Genomic DNA, 25,585 nt, shown 5'->3' on the forward strand with positions numbered 1-25,585 from the left:
TGGTGGCCATTGGCTGCTTTTGTCCAGGGAGACGCACCGATGGAAATCTCCGGTAATGCATTTGCCGCGGGCCTGAACTCGGTCCAGAGCGGACAGCAGCGCGTCGACCAGGCCGGCGCCGGGATCGCCAGCGCCCGCAGCGGCGCAAGCGACGCCCTGGCGGATCACCTGGTGGACCTGCGCCGCGGCCAGCACGAGGTCGAGGCCGGCGCCAAAGTCATCCAGGCGGCCGACGAAACCCTCGGCACCCTCATCGATATCCGCGCCTGACGTTCGCTTTCCCTCCGTATTTTCTTCCCGCCCTGCCGGCTGTCCTTGTGACGCGCCGGCCGCTCTGCCATGGGCTTTAATCAATCTCAGGACGGCGGCGCGAAGGCCCTCCGGCGGTAGCCCTGCGAGCGTGACCGGGTGGTCGGTCTGCATGCTTGACAAGGGTATGGCGTAAACGTATGTTTCAAACGCCTGTTTGACTGTCGGGATGCGTGCGCGCACCGACTGGGCGGCCGGGAACGATCCCGCACTGCGACCGCAACGACCGGTCGCCCATTAACCAGAACCCTTCGTAGAGGTTTACCGCTATGCCTGATTACAAGGCCCCCTTGCGTGATATCCGTTTCGTTCGCGACGAGCTGCTGGGCTACGAAGCGCACTACCAGAATCTGCCGGGCGCTCAAGACGCCACCCCGGATATGGTCAATGCCATCCTCGAAGAGGGTGCCAAGTTCTGCGAACAGGTAATCGCTCCGCTGAACCGCGTTGGCGACCTGGAAGGCTGCAAGTGGAGCCCGGAAGGCGTGAAGACCCCGACCGGCTTCAAGGAGGCCTACCAGCAGTTCGTCGAAGGCGGCTGGCCGAGCCTGGCCCATGACGTCGAGCACGGCGGTCAGGGGCTGCCCGAATCCCTCGGCATGGCCATCAGCGAGATGGTCGGCCAGGCCAACTGGTCCTGGGGCATGTACCCGGGCCTGTCCCATGGCGCCATGAACACCCTGCACGCCCACGGCACCCCGGAGCAGCAGCAGACCTACCTGACCAAGCTGGTTTCCGGCGAGTGGACCGGCACCATGTGCCTGACCGAGCCGCATTGCGGCACCGACCTGGGCATGCTGCGCACCAAGGCGGAGCCGCAGGCTGACGGCACCTACAAGGTCACCGGCACCAAGATCTTCATCTCCGCTGGCGAACACGACATGGCCGACAACATCGTCCACATCGTGCTGGCCCGCCTGCCCGACGCCCCGCAGGGCACCAAGGGCATCTCGCTGTTCATCGTGCCGAAGTTCCTGCCCAACGCCGAAGGCGGCGTAGGCGAGCGCAACGCCGTTTCCTGTGGCTCCATCGAGCACAAGATGGGCATCCACGGCAACGCCACCTGCGTGATGAACTTCGACGCTGCTACCGGCTTCCTGATCGGCCCGCCGAACAAGGGCCTGAACTGCATGTTCACCTTCATGAACACCGCTCGCCTGGGTACCGCGCTGCAAGGCCTGGCCCACGCCGAGATCGGTTTCCAGGGTGGCATCGCCTACGCTCGCGAGCGTCTGCAGATGCGTTCGCTGACCGGCCCGAAAGCCCCGGAAAAAGCCGCCGACCCGATCATCGTGCACCCGGACGTGCGCCGCATGCTGCTGACCGCCAAGGCCTTCGCCGAAGGCAACCGCGCCATGCTGTACTTCGCCGCCAAGCAGGTGGACATCGTGCAGCGCAGCCAGGACGAAGAAGAGAAGAAAGCCGCTGACGCGATGCTGGCCTTCCTCACTCCGATCGCCAAGGCGTTCATGACCGAAGTGGGCTTCGAAGCCGCCAACCACGGCGTGCAGATCTATGGCGGCCACGGCTTCATCGCCGAGCACGGCATGGAGCAGAACGTCCGCGACAGCCGCATCTCCATGCTATACGAAGGCACCACCGGCGTTCAGGCGCTGGACCTGCTGGGCCGCAAGATCCTGATGACCCAGGGCGAAGCGCTCAAGGGCTTCACCAAGATCGTGCACAAGTTCTGCCAGGCCAACGAGGCCAACGAAGCCGTGAAGGAATTCGTTGCACCGCTGGCCGCGCTGAACAAGGAGTGGGGCGAGCTGACCATGAAGGTCGGCATGGCCGCCATGAAGGATCGCGAGGAAGTCGGTGCCGCTTCGGTGGACTACCTGATGTACTCCGGTTACGCCGCCCTGGCTTACTTCTGGGCTGACATGGCTCGCCTGGCTGCCGAGAAGCTGGCTGCCGGTACCAGCGAAGAGGCCTTCTACCAGGCCAAGCTGAAGACCGCGCGCTTCTACTTCCAGCGCATCCTGCCGCGCACCCGCGCGCACGTTGGCTCCATGCTGTCCGGCGCCAACAACCTGATGGACCTGGCCGAGGAAGATTTCGCCCTCGGTTACTGATCAGCGCCATGGACGGACGGTTCGCCGTCCGTCTGCTGAACAGGAAAAAGCCCGCCATCCGGCGGGCTTTTTCGTATCCGTGGACACGCAAATACCTCCGGAAGGTGCCATCATTACGCCACTTGCCGGTCCGCTGACCTCGAGTCCGGCGTCAATGCATCGGAACCCCTTGTGCGACCCACGGCCCCCTACCGGCTCAGCCACTTCCTTGCCCCCCTGCTGCTGATTCCGGCTGGCATCGTCGCCGGCTCCCTGGCCGAACTCTCCGAATTCTTCATCTCGCTGTTCAACGTCCTGCCGACCTTGTTGCTGTTGCTCGGGGGCGCGCTGTGCCTGGTCTATGGTCGTCAGCGCCAGTTGTTCATGCTGGGGGTGGTGTACATCGCCTACTTCCTGCTCGATACCCAGGTCGACTACTACCGCGCCCATCACACGACGCGACCGGACGCGGCGCTGGTGTTCCACCTGTGCTGTGTGCTGCTGCCGCTGCTCTACGGGATGTACGGCATCTGGCAGGAGCGCATGCACCTGCTGCAGGACCTGCTGGCCCGTGGCGCCGCGCTGCTGGCCGTGGCGGCGACCGCGACGGCGCTGGCACAACGTTTCCCCCAGGGGCTGGCCGAACTGCTCAGCGATGTCTACTGGCCCGCCCTGCACGGGCGCTGGATGAGCCTGGCGCAACTGTCCTACTTCGGCTTCATCCTCGCCTTCATCGCCCTGCTCGCTGCCTACCTGCGCCAGCCACGGCCGCTGCACGCCGCGCAACTGGTGGGGCTGGCAGGTCTGCTGTGGATGCTGCCGAAGGTGTTCATCCTGCCCCACGCGCTCACGGTGATGACCAGCCTGGTGATGCTCAACCTGGCCGGCGCGGTGGCCCATGAGGCGTACCAGATGGCCTTCCGCGACGAGCTCACCGGGCTGCCCGGGCGCCGCGCCTTGAACGAGCGCTTCCAGCGCCTCGGCCAGCAGTACGTGCTGGCGATGATCGATGTGGACCACTTCAAGAAATTCAACGACAGCCACGGCCATGACGTCGGCGACCAGGTACTGCGCATGGTCGCCAGCCAGCTGCGGCGCACCGGCGGGGGCGGCAAGGCGTATCGCTACGGTGGCGAGGAATTCACCCTGGTGTTCTCCGGCAAGTCGGTGGAGGAGTGCCTGCCGCACCTGGACGCGGTGCGTCAGGCCATCGAGGGCTACGCGATGCAGTTGCGCGACCGTGGCAACCGGCCCAGGGACGATCGCCAGGGCCGCAGCAGGCGCAGCGGCAGGGAAGCGCAGACGGTCTCGGTAACCATCAGTGTCGGCGTCGCCGAGCGTGACGGCGAGCGGCGCAGTCCGGAAGAAGTGATCAAGGGCGCCGACCAGGCGCTGTATTCGGCCAAGAGCGGCGGCCGCAATCGGGTGGCAGTGCACGGGCAGGCGCACCGGGGCGCGGTACGCACGGGTTGATGGCTGCTTATGGCCGCGCATTCAGCGCGTGCAGCCTGATTGCCCGGGCGTCCGTGCGCCTTTAGGTTCGAGGTATCCGCGCCACTCTGGCGCCCTGAACCGAACGGAGATTCGCGATGCCCGAGTACAAGGCCCCCCTGCGCGACGTGCGCTTCCTCACCGACGAAGTCTTCGACTTCACCGGCCGCTACGAAGCCCTCGGCGCCACCGACGCCACCCCGGACATGTTCGCCGCCATCCTCGAGGAAGGCGCGAAGTTCTGTGAGCAGGTCATCGCCCCGCTGAACCGCTCCGGCGACGAGGAAGGCTGCCACTTCGACAACGGTGTGGTGACCACGCCCAAGGGCTTCAAGGAAGCCTTTGCACAGTACGTCGAGGCCGGCTGGAACGGCGTTTCCAGCGACCCGGAGTACGGCGGCCAGGGCCTGCCGCCGTCCCTCGGCCTGCTGGTCAGCGAGATGATCGGCGCGTCCAACTGCTCCTGGGGCATGTACCCCGGCCTGACCAAGGGCGCCATGGCCGCCATTCACGCCCACGGCAGCGAGGAGCAGAAGAACACCTACCTGCCGCGCATGACCAGCGCGGTATGGACCGGCACCATGTGCCTCACCGAACCGCATTGCGGCACGGACCTGGGCATCATCAAGACCCGCGCCGTGCCCAACGCCGACGGCAGCTACGCGATCACCGGCACCAAGATATTCATCTCCGCCGGCGAGCACGACATGAGCGAGAACATCATCCACCTGGTCCTGGCCAAGCTGCCCGACGCGCCGGCCGGCACCAAGGGCATCTCGCTGTTCATCGTGCCCAAGTTCAACCTGGACGCGAACGGCGAGGTGGGCCCCCGTAACGCCGTGGCCTGCGGCTCCATCGAGCACAAGATGGGCATCAAGGCCTCCGCTACCTGCGTGATGAACTTCGACGGTGCCCGTGGTTTCCTGATCGGCGAGGCCAACAAAGGCCTGGCCTGCATGTTCACCATGATGAACCATGCGCGCCTGGGCACCGGCATGCAGGGACTCTGCCTCGGCGAGACCAGCTACCAGGGCGCCGTGCGCTACGCCCAGGACCGCCTGCAGATGCGCTCGCTGACCGGTCCGAAGGCGCCGGAGAAGCCCGCCGACCCGATCATCGTGCACCCGGACGTGCGCCGCATGCTGCTGACCATGAAGGCGTTCAACGAAGGCAACCGCGCGCTGGCCTACTTCACCGCGCAGCTGCTGGACATCGAGCACCTGTCCCAGGACGCCGAGGAACGCGAGCGCGCCGCCAACCTGCTGGCCTTCCTCACCCCCATCTGCAAGGCCTTCATGACCGAGACCGGCCTTGAGGTCACCAACATCGGCATGCAGGTGTTCGGCGGCCACGGCTTCATCCGCGAGTGGGGCATGGAGCAGCTGGTACGCGACTGCCGCATTGCGCCGATCTACGAGGGCACCAACGGCATTCAGGCGCTGGACCTGCTGGGGCGCAAGGTCCTCGGCAGCCAGGGCAAGCTGCTGATGGGCTTTACCAAGCTGGTCCACCAGCTCTGCCAGCAGCAGGCCGAGCATCCGCAGTTGAAAGCGCAGGTCGCGCAACTGGCGGCGCTGAACAAGCAGTGGGGCGAGCTGACCCAGAAGGTCGGCATGGCCGCCATGAAGAACCCGGACGAAGTTGGTGCCGCCTCGGTGGATTACCTGATGTTCTCCGGCTACGTGACCCTGGGTTACTTCTGGCTGCGCATGGCGCTGGTCGCCCAGCAGAAGCTGGAGGAGGGTGCCGGCGAGGCGGCCTACTACCAGGCGAAGCTGGTGACCGCCGAGTTCTACTTCAGCCGCCTGCTGCCGCGCGCCCAGGCTCACGTGGCGGCGGCGGAGGCCGGTTCCGACGTACTGATGCGCCTGTCGGCCGAACAGTTCGCCCTGTAAATTGCGCGCCAGACGAGAAGGCCCGCCGTGTGCGGGCCTTTTCGTCACAGCTACATTTCGTGACCAATCTATTGTTGTGTGGTCACAACATGACGCTTAAAGTCTGAAAAGTTGTTGGAGTAAACTCCGGCGGCGTACCTTCGCGTACCTCCTATTCTGATACCGCTGGCTGGCTGATCAGCCGTCGTTTTCGTTCGAGGATTTATCATGGCTGACTACAAAGCTCCCCTGCGTGACATGCAATTCGTCCTCAATGAGGTCTTCGAGGTTGCCAAGCTCTGGGCAGAACTGCCGGCGCTGGCCGAGACCGTCGACGCCGAGACCGCCAGCGCGATCCTCGAAGAAGCCGGCAAGGTCACCGGCGGCGTGATCGCCCCGCTGAACCGCAGCGGCGACGAGGAAGGCTGCAGCTGGAGCGCCGAGGGCGTGAAGACCCCGGCTGGCTTCCCCGAGGCCTACCGCACCTACGCCGAAGGCGGCTGGGTGGGCGTGGGCGGCGCGCCGGAATTCGGCGGCATGGGCATGCCGAAAGTGATCGGCGCCCAGGTCGAGGAAATGGTCAACTCGGCCAACCTGTCCTTCGGCCTGTACCCGATGCTGACCGCCGGCGCCTGCCTGTCGCTGCTCAACCACGCCAGCGAAGAATTGAAAGCCAAGTACCTGCCGAACATGTACGCCGGCACCTGGGCGGGCTCCATGTGCCTGACCGAGCCGCACGCCGGCACCGACCTGGGCATGATCCGCACCAAGGCCGAACCGCAGGCTGACGGCAGCTTCAAGATTTCCGGCACCAAGATCTTCATCACCGGCGGCGAGCACGACCTCACCGAGAACATCATCCACCTGGTGCTGGCCAAGCTGCCCGACGCGCCGGCCGGCTCCAAGGGCATCTCGCTGTTCCTGGTGCCGAAGGTGATGGTCAACGAAGACGGCTCCCTGGCCGGGCGCAACGCCGTGTCCTGTGGCTCCATCGAGCACAAGATGGGCATCAAGGCCTCCGCCACCTGCGTGATGAACTTCGACGGCGCCACCGGTTGGATCGTCGACGCGCCGAACAAGGGCCTGGCCGCCATGTTCACCATGATGAACTACGAGCGCCTGGGCGTTGGCATCCAGGGCCTGGCCACTGGCGAGCGCTCCTACCAGAGCGCCGTGGAATACGCTCGCGAGCGTATCCAGAGCCGCGCGCCGACCGGTCCCGTCGCCAAGGACAAGGCTGCCGACCCGATCATCGTCCACCCGGACGTGCGCCGCATGCTGCTCACCATGAAGGCGTTGAACGAGGGCGGCCGCGCCTTCTCCAGCTACGTCGCGATGCAGCTGGACACCGCCAAGTACAGCGAAGAGCCGGCCACCCGTAAGCGTGCCGAGGAGCTGGTTGCCCTGCTGACCCCGGTGGCCAAGGCCTTCCTCACCGACATGGGCCTGGAAACCACCATTCATGGCCAGCAGATATTCGGCGGCCACGGCTTCATCCGCGAGTGGGGCCAGGAGCAGCTGGTGCGCGACTGCCGCATCACCCAGATCTACGAAGGCACCAATGGCATCCAGGCGCTGGACCTGATGGGCCGCAAGATCGTTGGCAGCGGCGGCGCCTACGCCAAGCTGTTCACCGACGAGATTCGCGCCTTCACCGCTTCGGCGTCGGCTGAGCTTTCCGAGTTCACCGGCCCGCTGAACGCCGCCGTGCAGAGCCTGGACGAGCTGACCGCCTGGGTGCTGGACCGCGCCAAGGGCAACCCGAACGAGATCGGCGCTGCCTCGGTCGAGTACCTGCACGCCTTCGGCTACACCGCCTATGCGTACATGTGGTCCCTGATGGCGCGCGCCGCGCAGGGCAAGGAAGGCCAGGACGAGTTCTACGCCAGCAAGCTGGGCACCGCGCGCTTCTACTTCGCCCGCCTGCTGCCGCGCATCCACTCCCTGACCGCCTCGGTGAAGGCCGGCAGCGAGTCGCTGTACCTGCTGGACGCCGCGCAGTTCTAAGCGCTACGCAAAAGCCCCGCTCCGGCGGGGCTTTTTTATTGCGGGTTATACGGTTTGGTAACCGGGGTATCACGATTACGTGTAAGCCTAGGCTTACAAACACTGGTGGTGATCAGCGTCTGTCTGAAATGTCCTTACGCGGTTAACCTTTTCCTCAGTCAGGACATTGCGCAGGAAGCGCCAACGACAATACGGAAACAAGGGAATCCACCACGGATGGTGGCCAGCACGGACGTCAGGATATCGGTCTGCAAAACCCCGCTTCGAAAGAAGCGGGGTTTTTTCTTGCCTGCGGTTTTTGGTGGGCTATTCGTAGGGCGTACAACCGTTCGCGGTTGTACGCCGATACACCGTGCTTATCGTCGACGCGAGGGGTGAGCTCGAGGCAGCCTTGAAGCTGCGGCTTCGTGCCAGCCTTGGAGTGGTCTGGAGGGCGAGGTTAAACGGCGTATAACGTCGAACGTTATACGCCCTACACGCTGATCCCATCCTCAAACCGCCCCGTCGAGCAGTGACCGCAACAGCTCCACCGTCGGCTGCTGCCGCTGCGCGTCGCGATACACCAGCCCCACGCTCAGCGGAATGCGCGGCTCGCTCAATGGCTTCCACAGCAGGTTCGGATTGCCGTGCATCTGTCGTGCGCGCCCCGGTAGCACGGTGGCGAAGCGGCTCTGCGGCAGGCTGTCGAGGATGCCGCTCATATGGTTCAGCTCCGCCTGCACCCGTGGTCGCCGGCCGATGGCCGCCAGTTGCTCCTGCCAGATCTGCCGGGCGCGGAATTCCTCGCCCAGCAACAGCATCGGCAATTCCGCCGCCTGGGCCAGGGAGACTTTCTTGAAATCCTTCAGCGGATGGTCCGCCGCGATCACCAGTTGCAGCTCGTCCGGGTACAGCTCCACGCCGTGCAGCGCCGGTTGGCGCGGTGGCAGGAAGCCGATGCCGATGTCCAGCTGACCGGCCAGCAGGCGTCGCTCGATCTCCACGCCCGAGAGTTCATAGATGCGTACCTGCACGTGCGGCTGCGCGCTGTGCAGGCGCTCCACCAGGTGCGGCACCAGGTTGGCGTTGACCGTCTGCAACACGCCGATGCTCAGGCTCCGCGCGCTCTGCCCGCGATAAGCCCGCAGGGACTCGCGGGCGCGTTCCAGGCCGTCCAGCAGCGGCACCGCGTGGTTGTACAGCGTGTGCGCGGCGGCGGTGGGCAGCAGGCGCTTGCCGCTGCGCTGGAACAGCGCCACGTCGAGGTTCTGCTCCAACTGGCGGATCTGCTGCGACAGCGCCGGCTGGGAAATCGCCAGGCGTTCGGCGGCACGCCCGACATGGCCTTCCTCATAGAGCGCGACGAAATAGCGGAGCTGGCGAAAATCCATAAGGTCTGCTTATCAACGAAACTGGAAAATCGAAATGGATAGTCACCTATCCAGACCTCTACTCTAGCGCTTGTCCGCTGTCTCAGATGGGTAGACAAAGGTGGAAAGCATCGTCATCCAGGGCGTTTTCATAGGCAAAGTCGAAGAGAGCTGGGGCGGTTTGCTCAGCGACATCGACAAGCTGGAAGCGCATCAGGAAGTCTGGCTCGGCGCCGAGGGGCTGCCGGGGGACGCACGGGCCGACCTGCGCCGCGATGGCGGCCTGGACCGCGCGCTGCACCACTATCCGGCCGAGCACTACCGCCACTGGCGCAAGCAGCACCCGCAGACGCGCTGGCGACAGCCGGCCTTCGGCGAGAACCTGTCGACCTTCGGCCTCAATGAACACGAGGTGTGCATCGGCGACCTGTTCCGCTGGGGCGAGGCGCTGATCGAAGTGAGCCAGCCGCGTTCGCCCAGCTATCGCCTGGCGCGGCGCTGGAACCTGCCCGAGCTGCCCTTCGAGGTGCAGGAGCAGGGGCGCTGCGGCTGGTTCTACCGGGTCCGTCGTGCCGGCATGGTTGCACCCGACGCACCGCTGGAACTGGTGCAACGGCACTACCCGCAGCTCTCCGTGGCGAGCCTGCTGGACTGGTACTTCGGTCACCCGCTGGAACGTACCGGACTGCGCCTGATGATGGCCTGCGACGCGCTCTCCCTGCGCTGGCGCAAGACCGCCGCGCAACGCCTCACCAGTGGCGTGCTGGAAGACTGGACGGCCCGCCTGGCGGGCCCCGAATGTTCGGAGCAGGGCGGCCTGCAAACCTGAGCCGCGCTGCTTCGCAAATGCCCTCGCGCCCGCCTCCGGACGTCGTCTTGGTCCTGTGGGGCGGCTTTTCTTCCCGCCGCCGGCTCCCTCGATGGGGCCGGCGGCGCTGTCATCCCGTCGTAACACCGCGTTCCTAACCTTCCGCGCATATCTTTTACTGACAACCCGAGCCGTCCCGCCGACGGCCGCGCGGAAGGAACCCCTCCATGAGCGAACGATTCCAGGACTTTCACGATCGACTGGCCGCCTTCGATGACCAGGCGGTCAACCCCTCCGGCAACGTGCCGATGAGCGAGCTGATCGACCCGGCCCGGCGCCGCCTGCTGAAGAACAGCCTGGTGCTCGGCGCGGTCGGCTTTCTCGGTGGCGGACTGTTCCCCGGCCGCTCGCTGTTCGCCGCCGATGCTCCGGTGCCGTCCGCGCTGCTGGGCTTCAAGGGCGTGCCGGTGCAGCAGGACCCGAAGTTCGACCGGGTGATCGTCGCCGAAGGCTATACCGCCCGGCCGTTCTTCTCCTGGGGCGACCCGGTGGTCAGCGGCTCCCCGGCCTGGAAGGGCGACGCCAGCGAGGACTGGAAAGCCCAGGAACTGCAGGCCGGCGACAACCATGACGGCATGCACTACTTCCCTTTCCCGGATGCGCCGGACAGCCATGGCCTGCTGGTGATCAACCACGAGTACATCAACCCGACGCTGCACACCAAGGGCCAGACCTTCGAGGATCGCCCCGACGGCTCCCGTGGTCGCCCGGAAGGCGAGGTGCGCAAGGAAATCGCCGCCCACGGCCTGAGCGTGATCGAGGTGAAGAAGGACGCCAGCGGCCAGTGGCAGCGCGTCGAGGGTTCGAGCTACAACCGCCGCATCACCGGCAGCTCGCCGCTGGAACTGTCCGGCCCGCTGGCTGGCCATGACCTGTTGCGCACCGCCAGCGATCCGGACGCCAAACAGGTGCTCGGCACCCTGAACAACTGCTCCATGGGCGTCACGCCCTGGGGCACCTATCTCGCCTGCGAGGAGAACTGGCACCAGTACTTCGTCAACCGCGACAAGGACGACTATGCCAAGCGCGTTTCGCACAAGCGCTACGGCCTGTCCAACGGCCAGTTCAGCAACTACTACGCCTGGGAGGCGGTGGACGCGCGCTTCGACGCCACCCCCAGGGCCGACCAGCCACACGGCGGCCACGTCAACGAACCGAACCGCTTCGGCTGGGTGGTGGAGATCGACCCGTTCGATCCCAAGTCCACGCCGAAGAAGCGCACTGCCGTCGGCCGCTTCTGCCGCGAGTGCTCGACCCTGTCGCTGGGCGCGGACAACCGCATGGCCTTCTACTATGGCGACGACACCAAGGGCGAGTACATCTACAAGTTCGTCCCGGCCGGCAAGTACGACCCGGATAACCGTGCGGCCAATCGCGACCTGTTGGACGAAGGCACCCTCTATGTCGCCCGCTTCAACGCCGATGGCAGCGGCCAATGGCTGCCGCTGGTGCATGGCCGGAACGGCCTGAGCGCCGAGAACGGTTTCGCCAGCCAGGCCGAGGTGCTGGTCAATGCCCGCGCCGCCGCCGACAAGCTCGGCGCGACCCCGATGGATCGCCCCGAGTGGGTCGCCGTGCAGCAGACCACCCGCGAGGTCTACGTCAGCCTCACCAACAACGACGGCCGCGGCAAGAAGCAGCCGGTGGACGCGGCCAACCCGCGCAAGGAAAACCTGCACGGGCAGATCCTGCGCTGGAACGAGGCCGGTGGTGATCCGACCGCGACCCGCTTCCAGTGGGAAGTCTTCCTGCTGGCCGGCGAGCAGAAGGGCTCCGGCGCGCCGGAGAACCTGGTCGGCAGCATCAACGGCGACATCTTCTCCTCGCCGGACGGCCTCTACTTCGACACTGCCGGCCGCCTGTGGATCGAGACCGACTACGACGACGCCGAGAAACCCATGCACGCCATGGGCTGCAACCAGCTGCTCTGCGCCGACCCGCACAGCCGCGAGGTGCGGCGCTTCCTGGTCGGCCCGCGCGGCTGCGAGCTGACCGGCATCACCCAGAGCCCGGATGGCAGGACGATGTGGGTGAACATCCAGCACCCGGGCATCAGCTTCCCGGCCAGCGACGGCAAGAGCATCCCGCGCTCCACGACGCTGGTGATCACCAAGGATGATGGGGGTGTGATCGGGACTTGATGGGTATTGAGGGGAAGGTTTGGCGCCGGTTGTTTTTTACCGCTGGCACCCCGGGAAGGTCCCGTGTTGGGTGTTGCCCTCACCCCAGCCCTCTCCCAAGGGGAGAGGGGGCCGATTGTGCCGGATGACGCCTGGGTTTCATCCTGCTGCGGACAGTTCCCTCTCCCTCCGGGAGAGGGTTAGGGTGAGGGGGGCGCCGAACACTCAAAGCTCGACCTCACCCCCGGCTAGTGCGCACAGCTCGGTGAAATCGAGAATCTCCGTCTCCCGCCCATCCACCCGCACCAACCCATGCTTCTGCAGGCGGGTGAAGCTGCGCGACACGGTCTCCACTGCCAGCCCCAGGTAGTCGCCGATCTCGTTGCGCGACATGCTCAGGCGGAAGCGCGTGGCCGAGAACCCCCGGTCGCGGAAGTGCGCGGAAATGTTCAGCAGGAAGGCGGCAATGCGCGAGTCCGAGTTCAGCCTCGACAGCAGTAGCTTCATCTGCTGATCCTCACGGATCTTGCGGCTCATCATCAGCATGATCTGGTGCGACAGGCCGGGAATCTGGTTCGACAGCGCTTCCAGCTGGCTGAAGGGAATTTCGCTGCACAGCGTGCTTTCCAGCGCTTGCGCCGATACCGGGTAGCTGCCTTCGCCCATGCCGGAGAAGCCGAAGATCTCGGTGGCGAAATAGAATCCGGTGATCTTCTCCAGGCCCTGCTCGTTGGTGGTGAAGGTCTTGATCGAGCCGGAGCGGACCAGGTACACGTTGTGGAACGGGTCGCCCTGGCGGAACACGAAGTCGCCCTTGTTGAGCAGGTGGCCCGGCTTGATGATCGCCTCCAGCTCCTGGATCTTGTCGTCGCTCAAGGTCGGCGGCGCCAGCCGGCAGTTCTTGCAGTACGGTTGCGCTTTGATCATCTGATTCATCCCTATCCCCATGCGCCGGCCCATACGCGTAGCACAGCATTCTCGGGCGTATCGCCCCCCTCAAACCATAGCAACAGACGGCCATCTGTCACTTGCCGGGGGCCAGGAAAAGCCTGCATCGAATGGATTTTTCATTCCGGCTTGACCCTTTCTTGACTGCGCGAACCTCAGTCTTCACCACCGTGCACCATGGGGTCGTTGGGGGGAGCCCACAGTTACTCCGGGTGCCGGTGACGCGGCCGGCGGGAAGGGCGCGCGTCCATTCCGCCCACTTCCGGAGTCTTGCTCGTGAACAAACTGCCACAGATCACCCTGGCCTTCTGGGTGATGAAAATCTGCGCCACCACCCTGGGGGAAACCGCCGGCGACCTGCTGTCGATGACCCTGAACGTCGGCTACGCGATCAGCTCGCTGATCCTCATCAGCGTCTTCCTCGTCACCCTGGTCGGCCAGCTCGCCAGCAAGCGCCATGTGCCCTGGCTGTATTGGCTGGTGATCCTCTCCACCAGCACCGCCGGCACCACCATGTCGGACTTCATGGACCGCACCCTGGAACTGGGCTACGCCAGTGGCTCGGCGATTCTGGTGAGTATCCTGGTGGCGATCTTCGCGGCCTGGCGCTTCAGCGGCACCTCGCTGTCGGTGGACAACATCCGCAGCTTCAAGGGCGAGATGTTCTACTGGGTGGCGATCCTCTTCTCCAACACTCTGGGCACCGCGCTGGGCGACTTCCTCGCCGACGATTCCGGCCTGGGCTTCGCCGGCGGCGCGCTGCTGATCGGCAGCCTGATCGCGGTCGTGGTCCTGCTGCACTACTTCACCAGATTGTCCTCGGTGCTGCTGTTCTGGGTTGCCTTCGTCCTCACCCGTCCGTTCGGCGCGACCCTGGGCGACTTCCTCACCAAGTCCCATGAAAAGGGCGGGCTGGATTTCGGCACCATCGGCTCCTCGGCGATCCTCGCCGGCATCCTGGTGGCGCTGGTGATCGTGGTCAGCATGCGGCAGAAGCGTGAAGAGGAATCCAGCACCGCGGTGCTGGCGTCCTGATACTCGACGCCGCTTTCCGTCGATAAGGGATGCGGTGGGCTAGCCTTGTGAAATTTGTTCTGTTATTTTTCATGAAAAATAAACAAAACAATTTCACGAGGTGGCCATGTTCCTGCGTTCGACCGAGCCGGTCGGTACTTACTATGCCGGCGCCAACCCTGAGCTGATCCAGCCGCGCGAGGCCCTGCGCGAACCGCTGGAATGCGAAGTGCTGGTGATCGGCGCCGGTTTCAGTGGCCTGCACACGGCCCTGCAACTCGCCGAAGGCGGACGCCAGGTCTGCATGATCGAAGCCAGCCGCATCGCCTGGGCCGCCTCCGGGCGCAACGGCGGCCAGGCCCTGCCGGGCTGGTCCAGCGACCTGGGGCCGATCGAAGCCGACCTCGGCCATGAAGGCGCGCTGCGCCTCTGGCAAGGCATGCTCTGGGCCGCCCACGAACTGCGCGACCTGCCGCAACGCCACGGTTTCGACTGCGACTACCGCATCGGCCACCTGTGGACCGCCGTACTCAAGCGCCGCGTCGGCTCGCTCTACGACTGGCAGGCCGAGGCCAACCGCCGCTGGGGCTACGAAGGCCTGCGCTTCGTGCCGCGCGAGGAACTGCCGGAGTGGATCGCCAGCGATCGCTACCAGGCCGGCCTCTATGATCCCCATTCCGCCCACCTGAACCCGCTCAAGCTGGCCTACGGCCTGGCGGGTGCCTTCGAACGCGCCGGCGGGCGCATCTTCGAGCAGACCCGCGCCCTGAGCTTCCGCGAGAACGGCAGCGGCTACGAGGTGACCACTGAACATGGCAGCGTGCGCTGCGCCTCCCTGGTGCTGGCCTGCAACGCCTACATCGACGGGCTGGACCGCGACGTCTCCGAACGCATCCTGCCGGTGGGCACCTACCAGGTCGCCACCGCGCCCCTGGGCGAGGAGCTGGCCCGCTCGCTGCTGCCGAAGAACTGCTGCGTCACCGACAACCAGTTCGTCCTCGACTACTTCCGCCTGACCCCCGACCACCGCCTGCTGTTCGGCGGCGGCTGCACCTACCTGGGCGGCATGCCCAGCGATATCCGCGCCGCCACGCGCCCCTACATCGAGCGGGTGTTCCCGCAGCTCAAGGGCGTGGAACTGGAGTACGCCTGGGGCGGCCACATCGACTGCACCATGCGCCGTACCCCGGACATCGGCCGGCGCGGCGAGCTGTACTGGCTGCAGGGCTATTCCGGCCACGGCGTGCTGCCGAGCCTGGCTGCCGCCCGCGCGGTGAGCGAGGCGATGCTGGGACGCGGCGACGAGCTTGACCTCTATCAACGCATCCGCAATCCCGGGTTCCCCGGTGGTCAGCGATTCGCTGCGCCACTGGAAGCCGTCGGCAAGGCCTGGTATCGATTGCGCGACTTTTTCTGAATCGGATTTCGCCATGACCCAGACGGTCACCAACGAACACCTTGCCACGCTGATCCGCGACCTGCGCAAGCACAAGAACCTCACCCTGGGCGCGCTGGCCGAACAGATCGGCCGCTCGGTGGGCTTCCTCTCCCAGGTCGAGCGCGGCCTGTCGCAGCCCACCGTGGCCGACCTTACCGCCATCAGCGAAGCCCTCGGGGTGCCAACCACCTACTTCTATGCCGGCGACACCCGCCGCGAGCTCGACTGGGTCACCCGCCCGGCCGATCGCCGCACCCTGTACTACGCCGGCGGCGTCACCGACATCCTCGCTTCGCCGAACATGTCCGGTGGCTTCTCCATGCTCGACAGCATCCTCGCCCCTGGCGCCACCAGCGGCGAGGGGCACCTGAACGACAGCTCGGAGCAGGGCGGTTTCGTCCTCGAAGGCGAGCTGACCATCTGGTACGAGGGCGACACCGTCACCCTGCAGGCCAACGACAGTTTCCAGTTGCCGCCGCACAGCCAGTTCCGCTACGGCAACCTCACCGACAAACCAACACGGGTGCTCTGGATCTTCACCTGATTTCCCAAGCCAGCCCGAATGGGTTGATTTAGGAAAACGATCCGGCTGCGCCCCGCACAAAGGCCCCGAGAAAATCATGAACCGCCCGATGTATCCCGACCTGCTCAGCGAAGTCCGCGCCTTCCGCCAGCAATACCCGGACATCCGTTACGTCGACCTGATCTGCCTGGACATTCCCGGTCACTTCTACGGCAAGCGCTACCCCGTCGACATGCTGGAAAAAGTCGCCGCCGGCAGCCCGCTGAAGCTGCCGCAGAATTGCGTGCTGCTGGGCGCGCAGGGCGGCCTGCACCCGATCGGCGATTACTGCTTCAACGACGGCGACCCTGATGCGCCGCGCCGCCTGATCCCCGGTTCGCTCAAGCCGGTGCGCTGGGAGAACCAGCCGCTGGGCCAGATGCTGATCAGTTCCGACGGCACCCACGCGCCCATCGAGTTCGAACCGCGCGAAGTGCTCGCCCGCGTCATGCAGCGCCTGGAATCCAAGGGCATCCGCCCGGTGGTGGCCTTCGAGCTGGAGTTCTACCTGTTCGACAAGAAGCTCGACGCCGGTCTGCCGCAGTACCCGCGCGACCCGCTGTGCGATGACGAGGACGACCAGCCGAACATGCACATCGAGCGCCTGTCGCGCTTCTCCGACGTGCTCCATGAGATCGTCGAGGCTTCCCGCGAGCAGGGCGTGGACGCCAACGTGATCACCGCCGAGATCGGCCCGGGCCAGTTCGAGATCAACTTCGCCCACTGCGACGACGGCCTGCACGCCGCCGACCAGGCCGCGCTATTCGCTCGCGCCACCCGTGGCGTGGCGCTCAAGCACGGCTACCGTGCCAGCTTCATGAGCAAGCCGTACCTGCATGCGCCGGGCAGCGGCATGCACGTGCACGTCAGCCTGTACGACCGCGACGGCAACAACCTGCTCGAGGGCGACAACCAGCAGGCCCTGCGCCACGCCGTGGCCGGCTGCCTGGAACTGCTGCCGCACTGCATGCCGATCTTCGCCGCCAACCACAATGCCTACCGCCGCTACGGCTCCCGTGTGAACGCCGCGAGCAAGGCCAGCTGGGGCTTCGAGGACCGTGATGCATGCATCCGCATCCCCGAATCCGACGGCAAGAACCTGCGCATCGAACACCGCCTGGCCGGCGCCGACGCCAACCCGTACCTGGTGCTGGCGGCCATCCTCACCGGCATGGAACACGGCCTGGAAGCCCAGCGCGAACCCATCGCCCCGCTCAACGAAGATCGCACCAGCGGTATCGACTTCCCCCGCGACATGCTCGGCGCCGTCGCCGCCATGGAAGACCATCCGGTGGTGAAGGATGGCCTGGGCAGCGAGTTCGTCTTCGTCTACTGCGAGAACAAGCGTCACGACCACCTGGACTTCATGAACGAAGTCAGCGCGCGGGAGTACCGCTGGTTCCTCTGAGCCCTCTGCTCCGAGGGTGTGCTTGACCTGTAGGACCGAGGGGGGCGCCTAGTCCTTGCTCGCGAACAAACCCCGCAGCGGGCCCGGTTCGCGAGCAAGCTCGCTCCTACAAAAAGCTCCTTCGTCGCCCCGCCAAGCCTTAGACGCTCCGGCTTCCCTCCCAGAAATGCTCCGCCAGCAGACGTAACGCCCCAGCCAACTCCGCCATGCGTGCCGCACTGCGCTGGCAGGTGCCGGCATTGGCCGCGTTGCTGTCGGCCGATCCACGGATCGCCTGCAGGCTACGCTGCACCTCCTCGCTGGCCGCACCCTGCTGCTCGATGGCCGTGGCGATTTCCAAGCTCATGCGCTGGATCGACGACACCTGCTCGCTGATCCGCTCCAGCGTGCCTGTGGCCTGGCCGGCCTGCTCCAGGCTGGCCAGCGCCTGCTCGCAGCAGTGCCACAGGGCGCGCACCGAATCCTCGGCGCCGCGTTGCAGATTGCCGATCAGCCCCTGGATATCCCGCGCGGACTCCTCGGTCCGCGAGGCGAGCGCGCGTACCTCGTCGGCGACCACCGCGAAGCCGCGCCCGCTGTCGCCCGCCCGCGCCGCCTCGATGGCGGCATTGAGCGCCAGCAGGTTGGTCTGCCCGGCCACGTCGCGGATCACCTCCAGCATCCGCGAGATCGCCTCGCTGTGCGTCTGCTGCTGCTCGACGGCGGCGCAGGCCTGGCGCACGCCGGCTTCCAGTTCGGCGAGCTGGCCACGGGTACTGCGCACGTCGTCATGTCCGGACTGGGTGATGCGCTCGCTGCACTGCGCGGCCACGGCGCTGTGCTGCGCATGGCGGGCCACCTCCTGCACGCTCTGCGCGAGCTCGTGCATGGCGTTGGCCACCTGCTCGGTCTCGCGCTGCTGCAACTGCGTGGCCGCGCTGCCGCCGGCCATGGCGTCGGCCAGCGCCGTGGCGTGCTCGGCCAGTTGCTGCGAAGCGTCGGCCATGCGCCCGACCACCGCGGCAGTTTCCGCCTCCAGCATGCGCAGGGCGAAATCCAGCTCGCCGAACTCGTCGTCTCGCCCCGAGTACAGGCGTTGGCTCAGCGGGTTGTCGGCGATGCTCCGGGCGCGTTTGATCAACGCATCGAGCGGGCGCAGACGCAGCCACACCCAGCCGCCGGCGAGCCCCAGCGAAAGCAGGAAACCCGGCAGCACGAAGAAAGGCAAGAAGATCCCCAGCAAGGCCCCAGCCCCTTGAGCAACGCCCAATCCGATCAGCAACTGCGCCATCAGCGGCAAGCGCGGCCGGGACACTCCCGCGCCTTCCCGCAGCTCGGCGTACAGCCGCTCGGCAGCCTCGACCTGCGCGGCGCTGGGCCGCGTGCGCACCGACTGGTATTCCGCCACCCGACCGTTGCGGCGGATCGGCGTGACGAAGGCGCTGACCCAGTAGTGATCGCCATTCTTGCAGCGATTCTTCACCAGCCCCATCCAGCTGCGCCCGGTCTGCAGGGTCTGCCACAGGTGGGCGAAGGCGGCCGGCGGCATGTCCGGGTGGCGGACGCGGTTGTGGTTGAACCCCAGCAGCTCCTCGGCGCTGAAGCCGCTGATGGCGAGAAAGTCCGGGTTGACGTGGCTCACCGCGCCCTTGAGGTCGGTGGTGGAGAGAATATTGGCGTGTTCCGGGACCTCGACCTGGCGCCCGGTGACCGGCAGGTTCAGCTTCATCGCGGCAGCTCCGGGCTGTTCTCGAACAGTGCTTCCGGCGCCTGCGGCCGGCCGAACAGGAAGCCCTGGGCATAGCGGCAACCTTCCTGGTGCAGGAAGTCCAGGTGCGTCTGGCGCTCGACGCCTTCGGCCACCACCTCCAGTCCCAGGCTATGGCCGAGGCCGATGATCGCCCGGCAGATGGCGCTCAGCTCCGGGTCGTCGGGCACGCGGGTGATGAAGCTGCGGTCCACCTTCAGGATGTGCAGCGGGTAGCGCTTGAGATAGCCCAGCGAGGAATAGCCGGTACCGAAGTCATCCAGCGCCAGGCGCACGCCCTGGGCGGCCAGTTCGCGCAGGCAGGCGAGGGTTTCCGCGCCGTCCTGCATCAGCAGGCTCTCGGTGATTTCCAGCACCAGGCTGCACGGCGACAGCCCGCTTTCCGCGAGGATCTGCCGGACCCGCGCGGCGAATCCCGGCTGCTGCAACTGGCGGCTCGACAGGTTCACTGAGCAGTACAGGTCCTTGCGCCCCTCGCGCTGCCAGAGCGCTGTCTGCCGGCAGGCCTGGCGCAGCACCCAGTCGCCGACCCGGACGATCTCCCCGGACTCCTCCAGCACCGGAATGAACTGCAGCGGCGACACCGCCTCGCCTTCGCGGCTCCAGCGCAGCAGCACCTCCACCGCCACCCAGCGGACCTCGTCGCCGTCCAGGCGCACGATGGGCTGGTAGTTCAGGCTGAACTCTTCGTTGCGCAGCGCCTGGGCCAGCGCGCTCTCCAGATCGAGCCGGCGCTGCGCCTCAGCCTGCAGTTCCTGGCTGAAGCGCGCGTACTGCGCCTTGCCGGCCTCCTTGGCGCGGTACAGCGCCAGGTCCGCGGCCTGCAACGTGTCGATGGCCTGGCCGTCGGTGATCAGGCCGGTGATGCCGATGCTGGCGCTGACCACCAGCGTCCGGCCGTCCACGTTCAGCGGTAGGTGCAGGTAATCGAGCATGCGCTGGGCGACCTGCTCGGCATCGTTCAGGCTGGCCAGGTCGTCCAGCAGTACCACGAACTCGTCGCCGCCGAAGCGCGCCAGGTGATCGCCCAGGCGCAGGCAGCGCAGCAGGCGCTGGGCGACCTCCACCAGCACCCGGTCGCCCACCGCGTGGCCGAGGCTGTCGTTGATCAGCTTGAAGCGGTCCAGGTCGATGAACAGCAGCGCGGACTCGCGCGCACCGGGGCGGCGCTGGCGCATCAGCGCCTGCTGCAGCAGCTCGTCCAGGCGCAGGCGGTTGGCCAGGCCGGTCAGCGGGTCGTGGCGCGCCGCGTGGCTGAGCTGGTGCTCGCTGGCCTTGCGCTGGCTGATGTCGGTCTGCGATCCGGCCATGCGCCCGTCGGTGATCACCCCACGCGCCTGCACCCAGAGATAGCCGCCGTCGCGCTGGCGGATGCGGTACTCGTGATTGAGCAGCGGGCTGCTGCCGCGCAGGTGCGCATCGATGGCCTGGCGCAGGCCCGGCAGGTCGTCCGGGTGCACGCGGGCGAACCAGCTGGTGCTGCTCTCGCCCAGGTTGTCGCGGGAGAGGCCGAGCATGCGCGCCCAGCGTTCGGAGACGTAGAGGCGGTCGTTGCCCAGGTCCCAGTCCCAGATGCCGTCATTGGCCCCGCGCAGGGCACGGGCGAAGCGCGCCTCGCTGTCCTCCAGCGCCTGGCGCTGGGCCGCGCCGTAGGTATCGATGGCCAGCGACATGTCGAAGAACACCCGCTTGAGCAGGCTGGAAAAGCTCGCCGTTTCCAGCGCATCGCCCAGCAACTCGTCGAGCATGTGCTCCAGGTACAGCCGATAGGCTCCCAGGTACCACTTCAGTTCCACGCCTACCTGCTGGTGCACCAGCCCGATGCGCAGGCGATCCCGCACATAGTCGGCGCTCTGCGGGGCGTCCCAGAGCTGGCGGTAATACTCGAACTGGCTGCGCTTGAGGCGCTCCAGCGTCGCCGGGTCGGCGAGGATCGCCGCCAGGTGGGGGAAATGGTCGAGATGGTCGTAGAGTCGATCGATGAATTGCCGGTGGCACAGATCGAGTTCACTGGCGCGTCCGTTCAACTGACGGGCATCGTCCTCGCCCCAGTTCAGGTACTCCAGGCGCTGTTCGATTTCCGTCATCGACAGGCCGATGCGCTCGAGCACGCTGTCGAGCTTCGGTCCCAGGCCCATGCTTGGCTCCTTGCGGGTGGCTGGTTTTTGTTCGGGCATGAAAAAAGCGCCGGCTCGTCAGCCGAATGAACGGCGACAAACACGGCGCTTTGTCTTGCAGGCCCACAAGTCCTGCCCGGCAAAGCCAGCTTCCGCAGCAGCGGAACGCGGGTCGGAGAGTTTTACACCAGTGCGCGCGGCCCCGACAACTCCTCCAGCGCGGTGCTGAGCCGGCGCCGCAACTCCCCCAACTCGCGCGAACGGAAGGCGTGGCGGCTGCGCTCCAGCACGCCGATGGCATCGGCCAGCAGCGCATGCAGCTGCGCCGCATCGCTCAAGGGTGCGTCCTTGAACCAGCGACACAGCGGCGCCTGCTCGCAGTCCCCAGGGCCTTCGAGCACCGCACAGGGGAGACCGTAGGCAGCCAGCAACGCACGAACCTGACGGGCCTGCGCCGGGTCCTGGGAGGTGACCAGCAGCTGCACCGGGAACCGGTGGAGAGTCATGACAAAGCTCATTGGTGGCAAAAGGACATCAATTTAATGAGCTGTGGGTATTGAGCATTGATCCCCGTCATGCGCAGGTGGGTCCCGACGATGGTCGGTGTGATGCGGCTCGCATTGTGGGAGGAGAGGGGAAGCCTGGTGGGCTCGCAGCGAGGTGCGGATTTACAGGGAACGCCCCTCTTCGATGAGAGGGGCGCTAGCGGAAATTGAAGGATGAGACCGTGGTAGCCGTTGGCGCGATCTGCCCCCTCTCCCTCGGGAGAGGGCTGGGGTGAGGGGCTGGCTTCACGCCAGACTTCCATGCCGCACCCGTCATCCCCGCGAACGCGGGACGCGGCTTCATCGCGAACAACGCTTGCGCTGGCCCAGCCAGAGGATCAGCGCAGAGAGCGCAGATCCTCTTCCATCAACCGCACCGCATCGCTCCAGCGAATCCAGAGCTTGCCCCGTCAGTCCATCACGCTCATCAGCTGCCCCTCCACCTGCTCCATCTGCCTCAGCAACGCGTAGGGCGATTCGTCAGTTGCTGAGATGAGCATTCGGCCATCTCGTGAGCCGAATAGCGCACTCAATCGGCTCACTGACGTGTGGAAACGAAAAAGCCGCGCATCCGCGCGGCTTTTTGCTGAAAGGGTGGTGGGCCCACACGGACTTGAACCGTGGACCAAAGGATTATGAGTTGCCTAGAAACGCTGCAAGCCCAGTGAAATCGTGCGTAGGTTAGCGCAGGTACAGTGAGCTGGAGGCAGCGTCGTAGAGCGGGTTAAGCGTAATTGAGCGAAATCTGCAAAAGCTGGGCACTGTACCGCCAGTGTACCGATTTTTGTACTGTCGAGACTTTTGAAACCAAGAGCCCTGCCTCCTCGCTGACTGGGAAGGCAGCGCTTGCTTTATCCCATCATCGCTACTTGCGGTCCCTGCATAGGGGGCTGAGGTGCTGGGGCGATATTATTTTGAAAGGGCATTCAGCTCGATATAGTCTGCGCTCTGATAGCTAATGCTGGTGTGAATCTCATCCCCGTTTCGCCCTCGAATCCAGTTGGTATGGTCACATCCGCCAGCTTCTATTTTAAAAAAATCATATGAATAGCCCTCGCTGAGAAAGAAGGCCCTAAGTGCAGGGTAGTTGTCGGAGTTGTTGTCGCACAATATCGCGTTATCAAAGCTTGACTCCCAATGTTCAACTCCATCCTTCAGCATTGCGACATAAGTTTCAGGATGTTGAAGGGCTATTTTTTTGAATTCAATATTTCTATAAGTCATTATTTTCCCTTATGTGGGGGTGAGCATTTGCAGTCTGCAATAATTGTTGCCCTGCTTTGGCATCGCTTGTGTGAGGCGTTTTAACCTATCCGAGTGATTCGTCGAAATAATCGCTGTCGAGTTTCGGCACCTTGTAGAGCTGCGAACTGACGCCAACCTCGTGATCCAGCATCAGGTTGACCAGGCGTTTACCGTCGACCAGCACTAGCCCTTCGACCGAACGGGCGAAGTCGACCGCCTGGGCGGTGAAGCCGGAGGTGGTTATGAATACGCCGCGCTTGGCTTTCTGGCCGGCCAGGGCGCCGTAGAAGGCTTGCAGGTCTGGGCGGCCGACCGTGCTTTGCCAGCGTTTGGCTTGCACATAGACCTTTTCTAGGCCCAGGGCATCCAGCGAGATCACTCCGTCGATACCGCCATCGCCGCTGCCGCCGACCTGCTGCAGGGCCTGACGGTTGGCGCCGTAGCCCAGACGATGCAGCACATCGAGCACGATATGTTCGAAACGGGTCGGGCTGGCTTGCAGCAGGTTGTCCAGCAGGTCGCCGGCGACACTGCCCCGCAGCTCATAAATTGCCTGTTCGAGGCGCTCCTGCGGGCTGCTGGTGGCAAGATTGGCTGGCGTCGGCGTGTCGTCGGTCTCGTCCAACGAGGCGGCATCGGGGGCGGACTTCAGCTTCACGCTTATGAAATTCACCGCCAGATACTCGACCTGCTTGGCGCTGAGCGGGGCCGGGTGGCTTTGGGCGAAGGCGAAACCCGCCTCGGTCAGCTTCCAATAGCCGCGCTTGGCGCTGCTGGAGTAGCCGGCGCGCTTGAGCCGATCATGTGCCCAACCGGCGCGGTTCTTGTAGGTGGCTTGACCGCTGGCGATGGTTTCCTCGCGCTGAGCGCTGTTCAGATCAAGGGCGAGGGCCGCGCCTTCCTGGGTTTCCGCTGCTGTCGCACCGTTCGGGCGAGCCGCAAGAAAGCGCAGGACGGGTTCGATAAACTGGTCGTAGGTCGGTACGGACATTGGCTCTGTATCCTTACATGCGTGTTAGGCAAAAGCTCTTCGTGTTCGCGCAGCTGGACGTGGCGATCTAGCTGATGGTCGAAAAATAACTCGCCCAGCTTCAGTTTTATCAGTGAAGGGCTAGGGTTCCCTCGATAACGGCCCCTCTTTTCTTATCGACGGATACGGTTGAGTAACCACTAAAGTCGTTCACCACTTCGCTGTGTGGGTGTCTAAGGTTCTTCCGGGTTGGGTCGCTGCAGAATACTGCCACATGAGGATCAAACTGCGCGGCATGCCCTGCTGTCCAGTTAGATTTGGCTCCGTGATGTGGCACTTGCAAGCAGGCTAGGCTGGCAATTCGTGAAGATCCTAAATAAGCAAATAGAGCATCAACACTGCGTTGATCGCTGAGGTATCCGTCGCCGGTGTAAAGCACCGACAGTCGCTGCTGTGCCGTAGGGCTAAACGGTAGGTTGATATTGGCTTTTGTCTCCACGCCGCCCGGTCTAATGAAGGTAGAGCCAATTGTTTTAGATACGGTGACTCGTCCAATAGGGCCTGCATAGAGAAAGAGTGAAATACGGTTGCGTGCATGGGCAGAGCTGCCAGTGTGCAGCTCATAGTGAATTTTGATTTCCTTTAACAGCTCAGATCTCTGGCGTTTGGAAATAGCGCTACAAAGCAATAGGTCACGAAGCCCCCTTACATGGGCAACCAAGCACTTGGGCAGTGGGGGGCAAAGATCTAGATCGTTATAGGGCATGAACTCCCAAAACTGAGAAACCTGAATCGTGCCTGCGGGTGCTAACTGCTGAATGGTGCGGATCTGATTTTGGGAAAGCTCTTTAAGTTCTTCGGCAATTTCTGGCTCTAGCTTGGACTCGGTTGCGACATAGCTTCGCCCGACTTCCACCCAAGGCTTAGGTTCGTTGATATCCTCGTAAAACTCCTCAGGCGGTGGGGAATTTGCGGGCACCAGCACTATGGTCTGAATTCGTTCAGGAAAGCGTTTAATCAGGTAGGCAACTGGATTCAGGTAGAAGCCCATGGTGTCACTTTCCAGACGAACACTATCCATAAAGGCCAGCTCAAGCCGCTTCCATAAAGGGATCAGTGGCAAGAGGAGAGTTTGAACTGAAACGCGCTCGAGTAACTCGGTAAGCCCATTAATGTGGTCGCTGTCAAAGTGAGAAAGCGTGACGAGATCAACGCCGTTGCCCATTAACATCGATTCTCCCCCGAACTGGTTGAGCTCAGGAATGAGGAACTTGCTGACGGAGCTGCTTGTCCCGCAGTCGTAGACCCAGCTGAAAGCAGGGGGCGTCCAATTGTGTAATCTATAGTTATGGATGATGCGCCCAGATGCGAATAGTCCCTGGCCCACCGGATGGAATCGATAGGTGATATCGACCATTCGAACTCCATTCGTAAATACAGTCATGCAGCGATTCCGTGCCTCGATTGTGGTTAACGCCTTAGCGAATCACCCGGAGTGACTCGTTAGGGCTAAAGATGG

Annotated in this window: 19 protein-coding genes; 11 read left to right on the top strand and 8 right to left on the bottom strand. The window is 64.6% G+C overall.

Features of this window, described 5'->3' with window-relative positions; all coding sequences use genetic code 11:
- Positions 1–39 precede the first annotated feature (39 nt).
- The 5 genes from O6P39_RS02390 (at position 40) to O6P39_RS02410 (ending at position 7,735) form a co-directional block, all read left to right on the top strand.
- Entirely contained in the window at positions 40–270 is a 231-nt protein-coding gene (locus tag O6P39_RS02390; protein ID WP_275609884.1) for a hypothetical protein, read from the top strand.
- A 308-nt stretch (positions 271–578) separates the two neighbouring features.
- A complete protein-coding gene (locus tag O6P39_RS02395; protein WP_275609885.1) occupies positions 579–2,384 on the top strand; it encodes a phenylacyl-CoA dehydrogenase in 1,806 nt (601 codons plus the stop codon).
- Between the two features lie 171 nt (positions 2,385–2,555).
- Positions 2,556–3,836 carry a GGDEF domain-containing protein gene (locus O6P39_RS02400; protein ID WP_275609886.1) on the top strand — a complete coding sequence of 427 codons (1,281 nt, stop codon included), beginning with the start codon at positions 2,556–2,558 and terminating at the stop codon, positions 3,834–3,836.
- Between the two features lie 116 nt (positions 3,837–3,952).
- The gene (locus O6P39_RS02405) at positions 3,953–5,749 is read left to right on the top strand and encodes an acyl-CoA dehydrogenase C-terminal domain-containing protein (protein WP_275609887.1); all 1,797 of its coding nucleotides are present in this window, start codon (positions 3,953–3,955) and stop codon (positions 5,747–5,749) included.
- Positions 5,750–5,956: 207 nt separating this feature from the next.
- Positions 5,957–7,735, top strand: coding sequence for an acyl-CoA dehydrogenase C-terminal domain-containing protein (locus O6P39_RS02410; protein ID WP_275609888.1), 1,779 nt, complete (start codon positions 5,957–5,959; stop codon positions 7,733–7,735).
- A 491-nt stretch (positions 7,736–8,226) separates the two neighbouring features.
- Here the strand turns inward: O6P39_RS02410 and O6P39_RS02415 are convergent, their stop codons facing one another.
- On the bottom strand, positions 8,227–9,105 hold the full coding sequence (locus tag O6P39_RS02415; RefSeq protein WP_275609889.1) for a LysR substrate-binding domain-containing protein: 879 nt from the start codon (positions 9,103–9,105) through the stop codon (positions 8,227–8,229).
- Positions 9,106–9,205: 100 nt separating this feature from the next.
- On the opposite strand from O6P39_RS02415, the gene O6P39_RS02420 reads away from it, so the two are divergent.
- Together O6P39_RS02420 and O6P39_RS02425 are read left to right on the top strand one after the other, a co-directional pair.
- Entirely contained in the window at positions 9,206–9,913 is a 708-nt protein-coding gene (locus tag O6P39_RS02420) for an MOSC domain-containing protein (RefSeq protein ID WP_275609890.1), read from the top strand.
- Positions 9,914–10,119: 206 nt separating this feature from the next.
- Positions 10,120–12,093, top strand: a complete 1,974-nt coding sequence (locus O6P39_RS02425; protein ID WP_275609891.1) for a PhoX family phosphatase — start codon at positions 10,120–10,122, stop codon at positions 12,091–12,093.
- 204 nt (positions 12,094–12,297) lie between these two features.
- Here the strand turns inward: O6P39_RS02425 and fnr are convergent, their stop codons facing one another.
- A complete protein-coding gene (fnr, locus tag O6P39_RS02430) occupies positions 12,298–13,008 on the bottom strand; it encodes a fumarate/nitrate reduction transcriptional regulator Fnr (protein WP_275609892.1) in 711 nt (236 codons plus the stop codon).
- 288 nt (positions 13,009–13,296) lie between these two features.
- On the opposite strand from fnr, the gene O6P39_RS02435 reads away from it, so the two are divergent.
- The 4 genes from O6P39_RS02435 (at position 13,297) to O6P39_RS02450 (ending at position 17,442) form a co-directional block, all read left to right on the top strand.
- Positions 13,297–14,055, top strand: coding sequence for a hypothetical protein (locus O6P39_RS02435; RefSeq protein WP_275609893.1), 759 nt, complete (start codon positions 13,297–13,299; stop codon positions 14,053–14,055).
- A gap of 106 nt (positions 14,056–14,161) precedes the next feature.
- Entirely contained in the window at positions 14,162–15,451 is a 1,290-nt protein-coding gene (locus O6P39_RS02440) for an FAD-binding oxidoreductase (RefSeq protein ID WP_275609894.1), read from the top strand.
- Between the two features lie 13 nt (positions 15,452–15,464).
- Entirely contained in the window at positions 15,465–16,016 is a 552-nt protein-coding gene (locus tag O6P39_RS02445; RefSeq protein WP_275609895.1) for an XRE family transcriptional regulator, read from the top strand.
- A gap of 76 nt (positions 16,017–16,092) precedes the next feature.
- Positions 16,093–17,442, top strand: coding sequence for a glutamine synthetase family protein (locus O6P39_RS02450; RefSeq protein WP_275609896.1), 1,350 nt, complete (start codon positions 16,093–16,095; stop codon positions 17,440–17,442).
- Between the two features lie 139 nt (positions 17,443–17,581).
- Here the strand turns inward: O6P39_RS02450 and O6P39_RS02455 are convergent, their stop codons facing one another.
- The 6 genes from O6P39_RS02455 to O6P39_RS02480 all read right to left on the bottom strand — a co-directional run bounded on the left by O6P39_RS02455 (position 17,582) and on the right by O6P39_RS02480 (position 25,483).
- Positions 17,582–19,150: a PAS domain-containing methyl-accepting chemotaxis protein gene (locus tag O6P39_RS02455; RefSeq protein WP_275609897.1), complete on the bottom strand. Its 1,569-nt coding sequence runs from the start codon at positions 19,148–19,150 to the stop codon at positions 17,582–17,584.
- A complete protein-coding gene (locus O6P39_RS02460) occupies positions 19,147–21,327 on the bottom strand; it encodes an EAL domain-containing protein (protein WP_275609898.1) in 2,181 nt (726 codons plus the stop codon). The genes O6P39_RS02455 and O6P39_RS02460 overlap by 4 nt, the downstream gene beginning before the upstream one ends.
- 161 nt (positions 21,328–21,488) lie before the next feature.
- Complete coding sequence (locus tag O6P39_RS02465; RefSeq protein ID WP_275609899.1) at positions 21,489–21,812, bottom strand: hypothetical protein; 324 nt, start codon at positions 21,810–21,812, stop codon at positions 21,489–21,491.
- Positions 21,813–22,760: 948 nt separating this feature from the next.
- Positions 22,761–23,075, bottom strand: a complete 315-nt coding sequence (locus tag O6P39_RS02470; protein ID WP_275609900.1) for a hypothetical protein — start codon at positions 23,073–23,075, stop codon at positions 22,761–22,763.
- 85 nt (positions 23,076–23,160) lie between these two features.
- Positions 23,161–24,087 carry a restriction endonuclease gene (locus O6P39_RS02475; protein ID WP_275609901.1) on the bottom strand — a complete coding sequence of 309 codons (927 nt, stop codon included), beginning with the start codon at positions 24,085–24,087 and terminating at the stop codon, positions 23,161–23,163.
- A 109-nt stretch (positions 24,088–24,196) separates the two neighbouring features.
- A complete protein-coding gene (locus O6P39_RS02480; protein WP_275609902.1) occupies positions 24,197–25,483 on the bottom strand; it encodes a hypothetical protein in 1,287 nt (428 codons plus the stop codon).
- Between the last annotated feature and the right edge of the window lie 102 nt (positions 25,484–25,585).

Origin of the sequence: Pseudomonas sp. PSE14, from assembly GCF_029203285.1 — a bacterium.
In the GTDB taxonomy this organism is placed as follows: domain Bacteria; phylum Pseudomonadota; class Gammaproteobacteria; order Pseudomonadales; family Pseudomonadaceae; genus Pseudomonas.

Coding starts and splice junctions, on each gene's coding strand:
- O6P39_RS02390 (WP_275609884.1), top strand. CDS start 40: ATGGAAATCTCCGGTAATGCATTTGCCGCGGGCCTGAACTCGGTCCAG.
- O6P39_RS02395 (WP_275609885.1), top strand. CDS start 579: ATGCCTGATTACAAGGCCCCCTTGCGTGATATCCGTTTCGTTCGCGAC.
- O6P39_RS02405 (WP_275609887.1), top strand. CDS start 3,953: ATGCCCGAGTACAAGGCCCCCCTGCGCGACGTGCGCTTCCTCACCGAC.
- O6P39_RS02410 (WP_275609888.1), top strand. CDS start 5,957: ATGGCTGACTACAAAGCTCCCCTGCGTGACATGCAATTCGTCCTCAAT.
- O6P39_RS02415 (WP_275609889.1), bottom strand. CDS start 9,105: ATGGATTTTCGCCAGCTCCGCTATTTCGTCGCGCTCTATGAGGAAGGC.
- O6P39_RS02425 (WP_275609891.1), top strand. CDS start 10,120: ATGAGCGAACGATTCCAGGACTTTCACGATCGACTGGCCGCCTTCGAT.
- fnr (WP_275609892.1), bottom strand. CDS start 13,008: ATGAATCAGATGATCAAAGCGCAACCGTACTGCAAGAACTGCCGGCTG.
- O6P39_RS02440 (WP_275609894.1), top strand. CDS start 14,162: ATGTTCCTGCGTTCGACCGAGCCGGTCGGTACTTACTATGCCGGCGCC.
- O6P39_RS02445 (WP_275609895.1), top strand. CDS start 15,465: ATGACCCAGACGGTCACCAACGAACACCTTGCCACGCTGATCCGCGAC.
- O6P39_RS02450 (WP_275609896.1), top strand. CDS start 16,093: ATGAACCGCCCGATGTATCCCGACCTGCTCAGCGAAGTCCGCGCCTTC.
- O6P39_RS02455 (WP_275609897.1), bottom strand. CDS start 19,150: ATGAAGCTGAACCTGCCGGTCACCGGGCGCCAGGTCGAGGTCCCGGAA.
- O6P39_RS02460 (WP_275609898.1), bottom strand. CDS start 21,327: ATGGGCCTGGGACCGAAGCTCGACAGCGTGCTCGAGCGCATCGGCCTG.
- O6P39_RS02465 (WP_275609899.1), bottom strand. CDS start 21,812: ATGACTCTCCACCGGTTCCCGGTGCAGCTGCTGGTCACCTCCCAGGAC.
- O6P39_RS02470 (WP_275609900.1), bottom strand. CDS start 23,075: ATGACTTATAGAAATATTGAATTCAAAAAAATAGCCCTTCAACATCCT.
- O6P39_RS02475 (WP_275609901.1), bottom strand. CDS start 24,087: ATGTCCGTACCGACCTACGACCAGTTTATCGAACCCGTCCTGCGCTTT.
- O6P39_RS02480 (WP_275609902.1), bottom strand. CDS start 25,483: ATGGTCGATATCACCTATCGATTCCATCCGGTGGGCCAGGGACTATTC.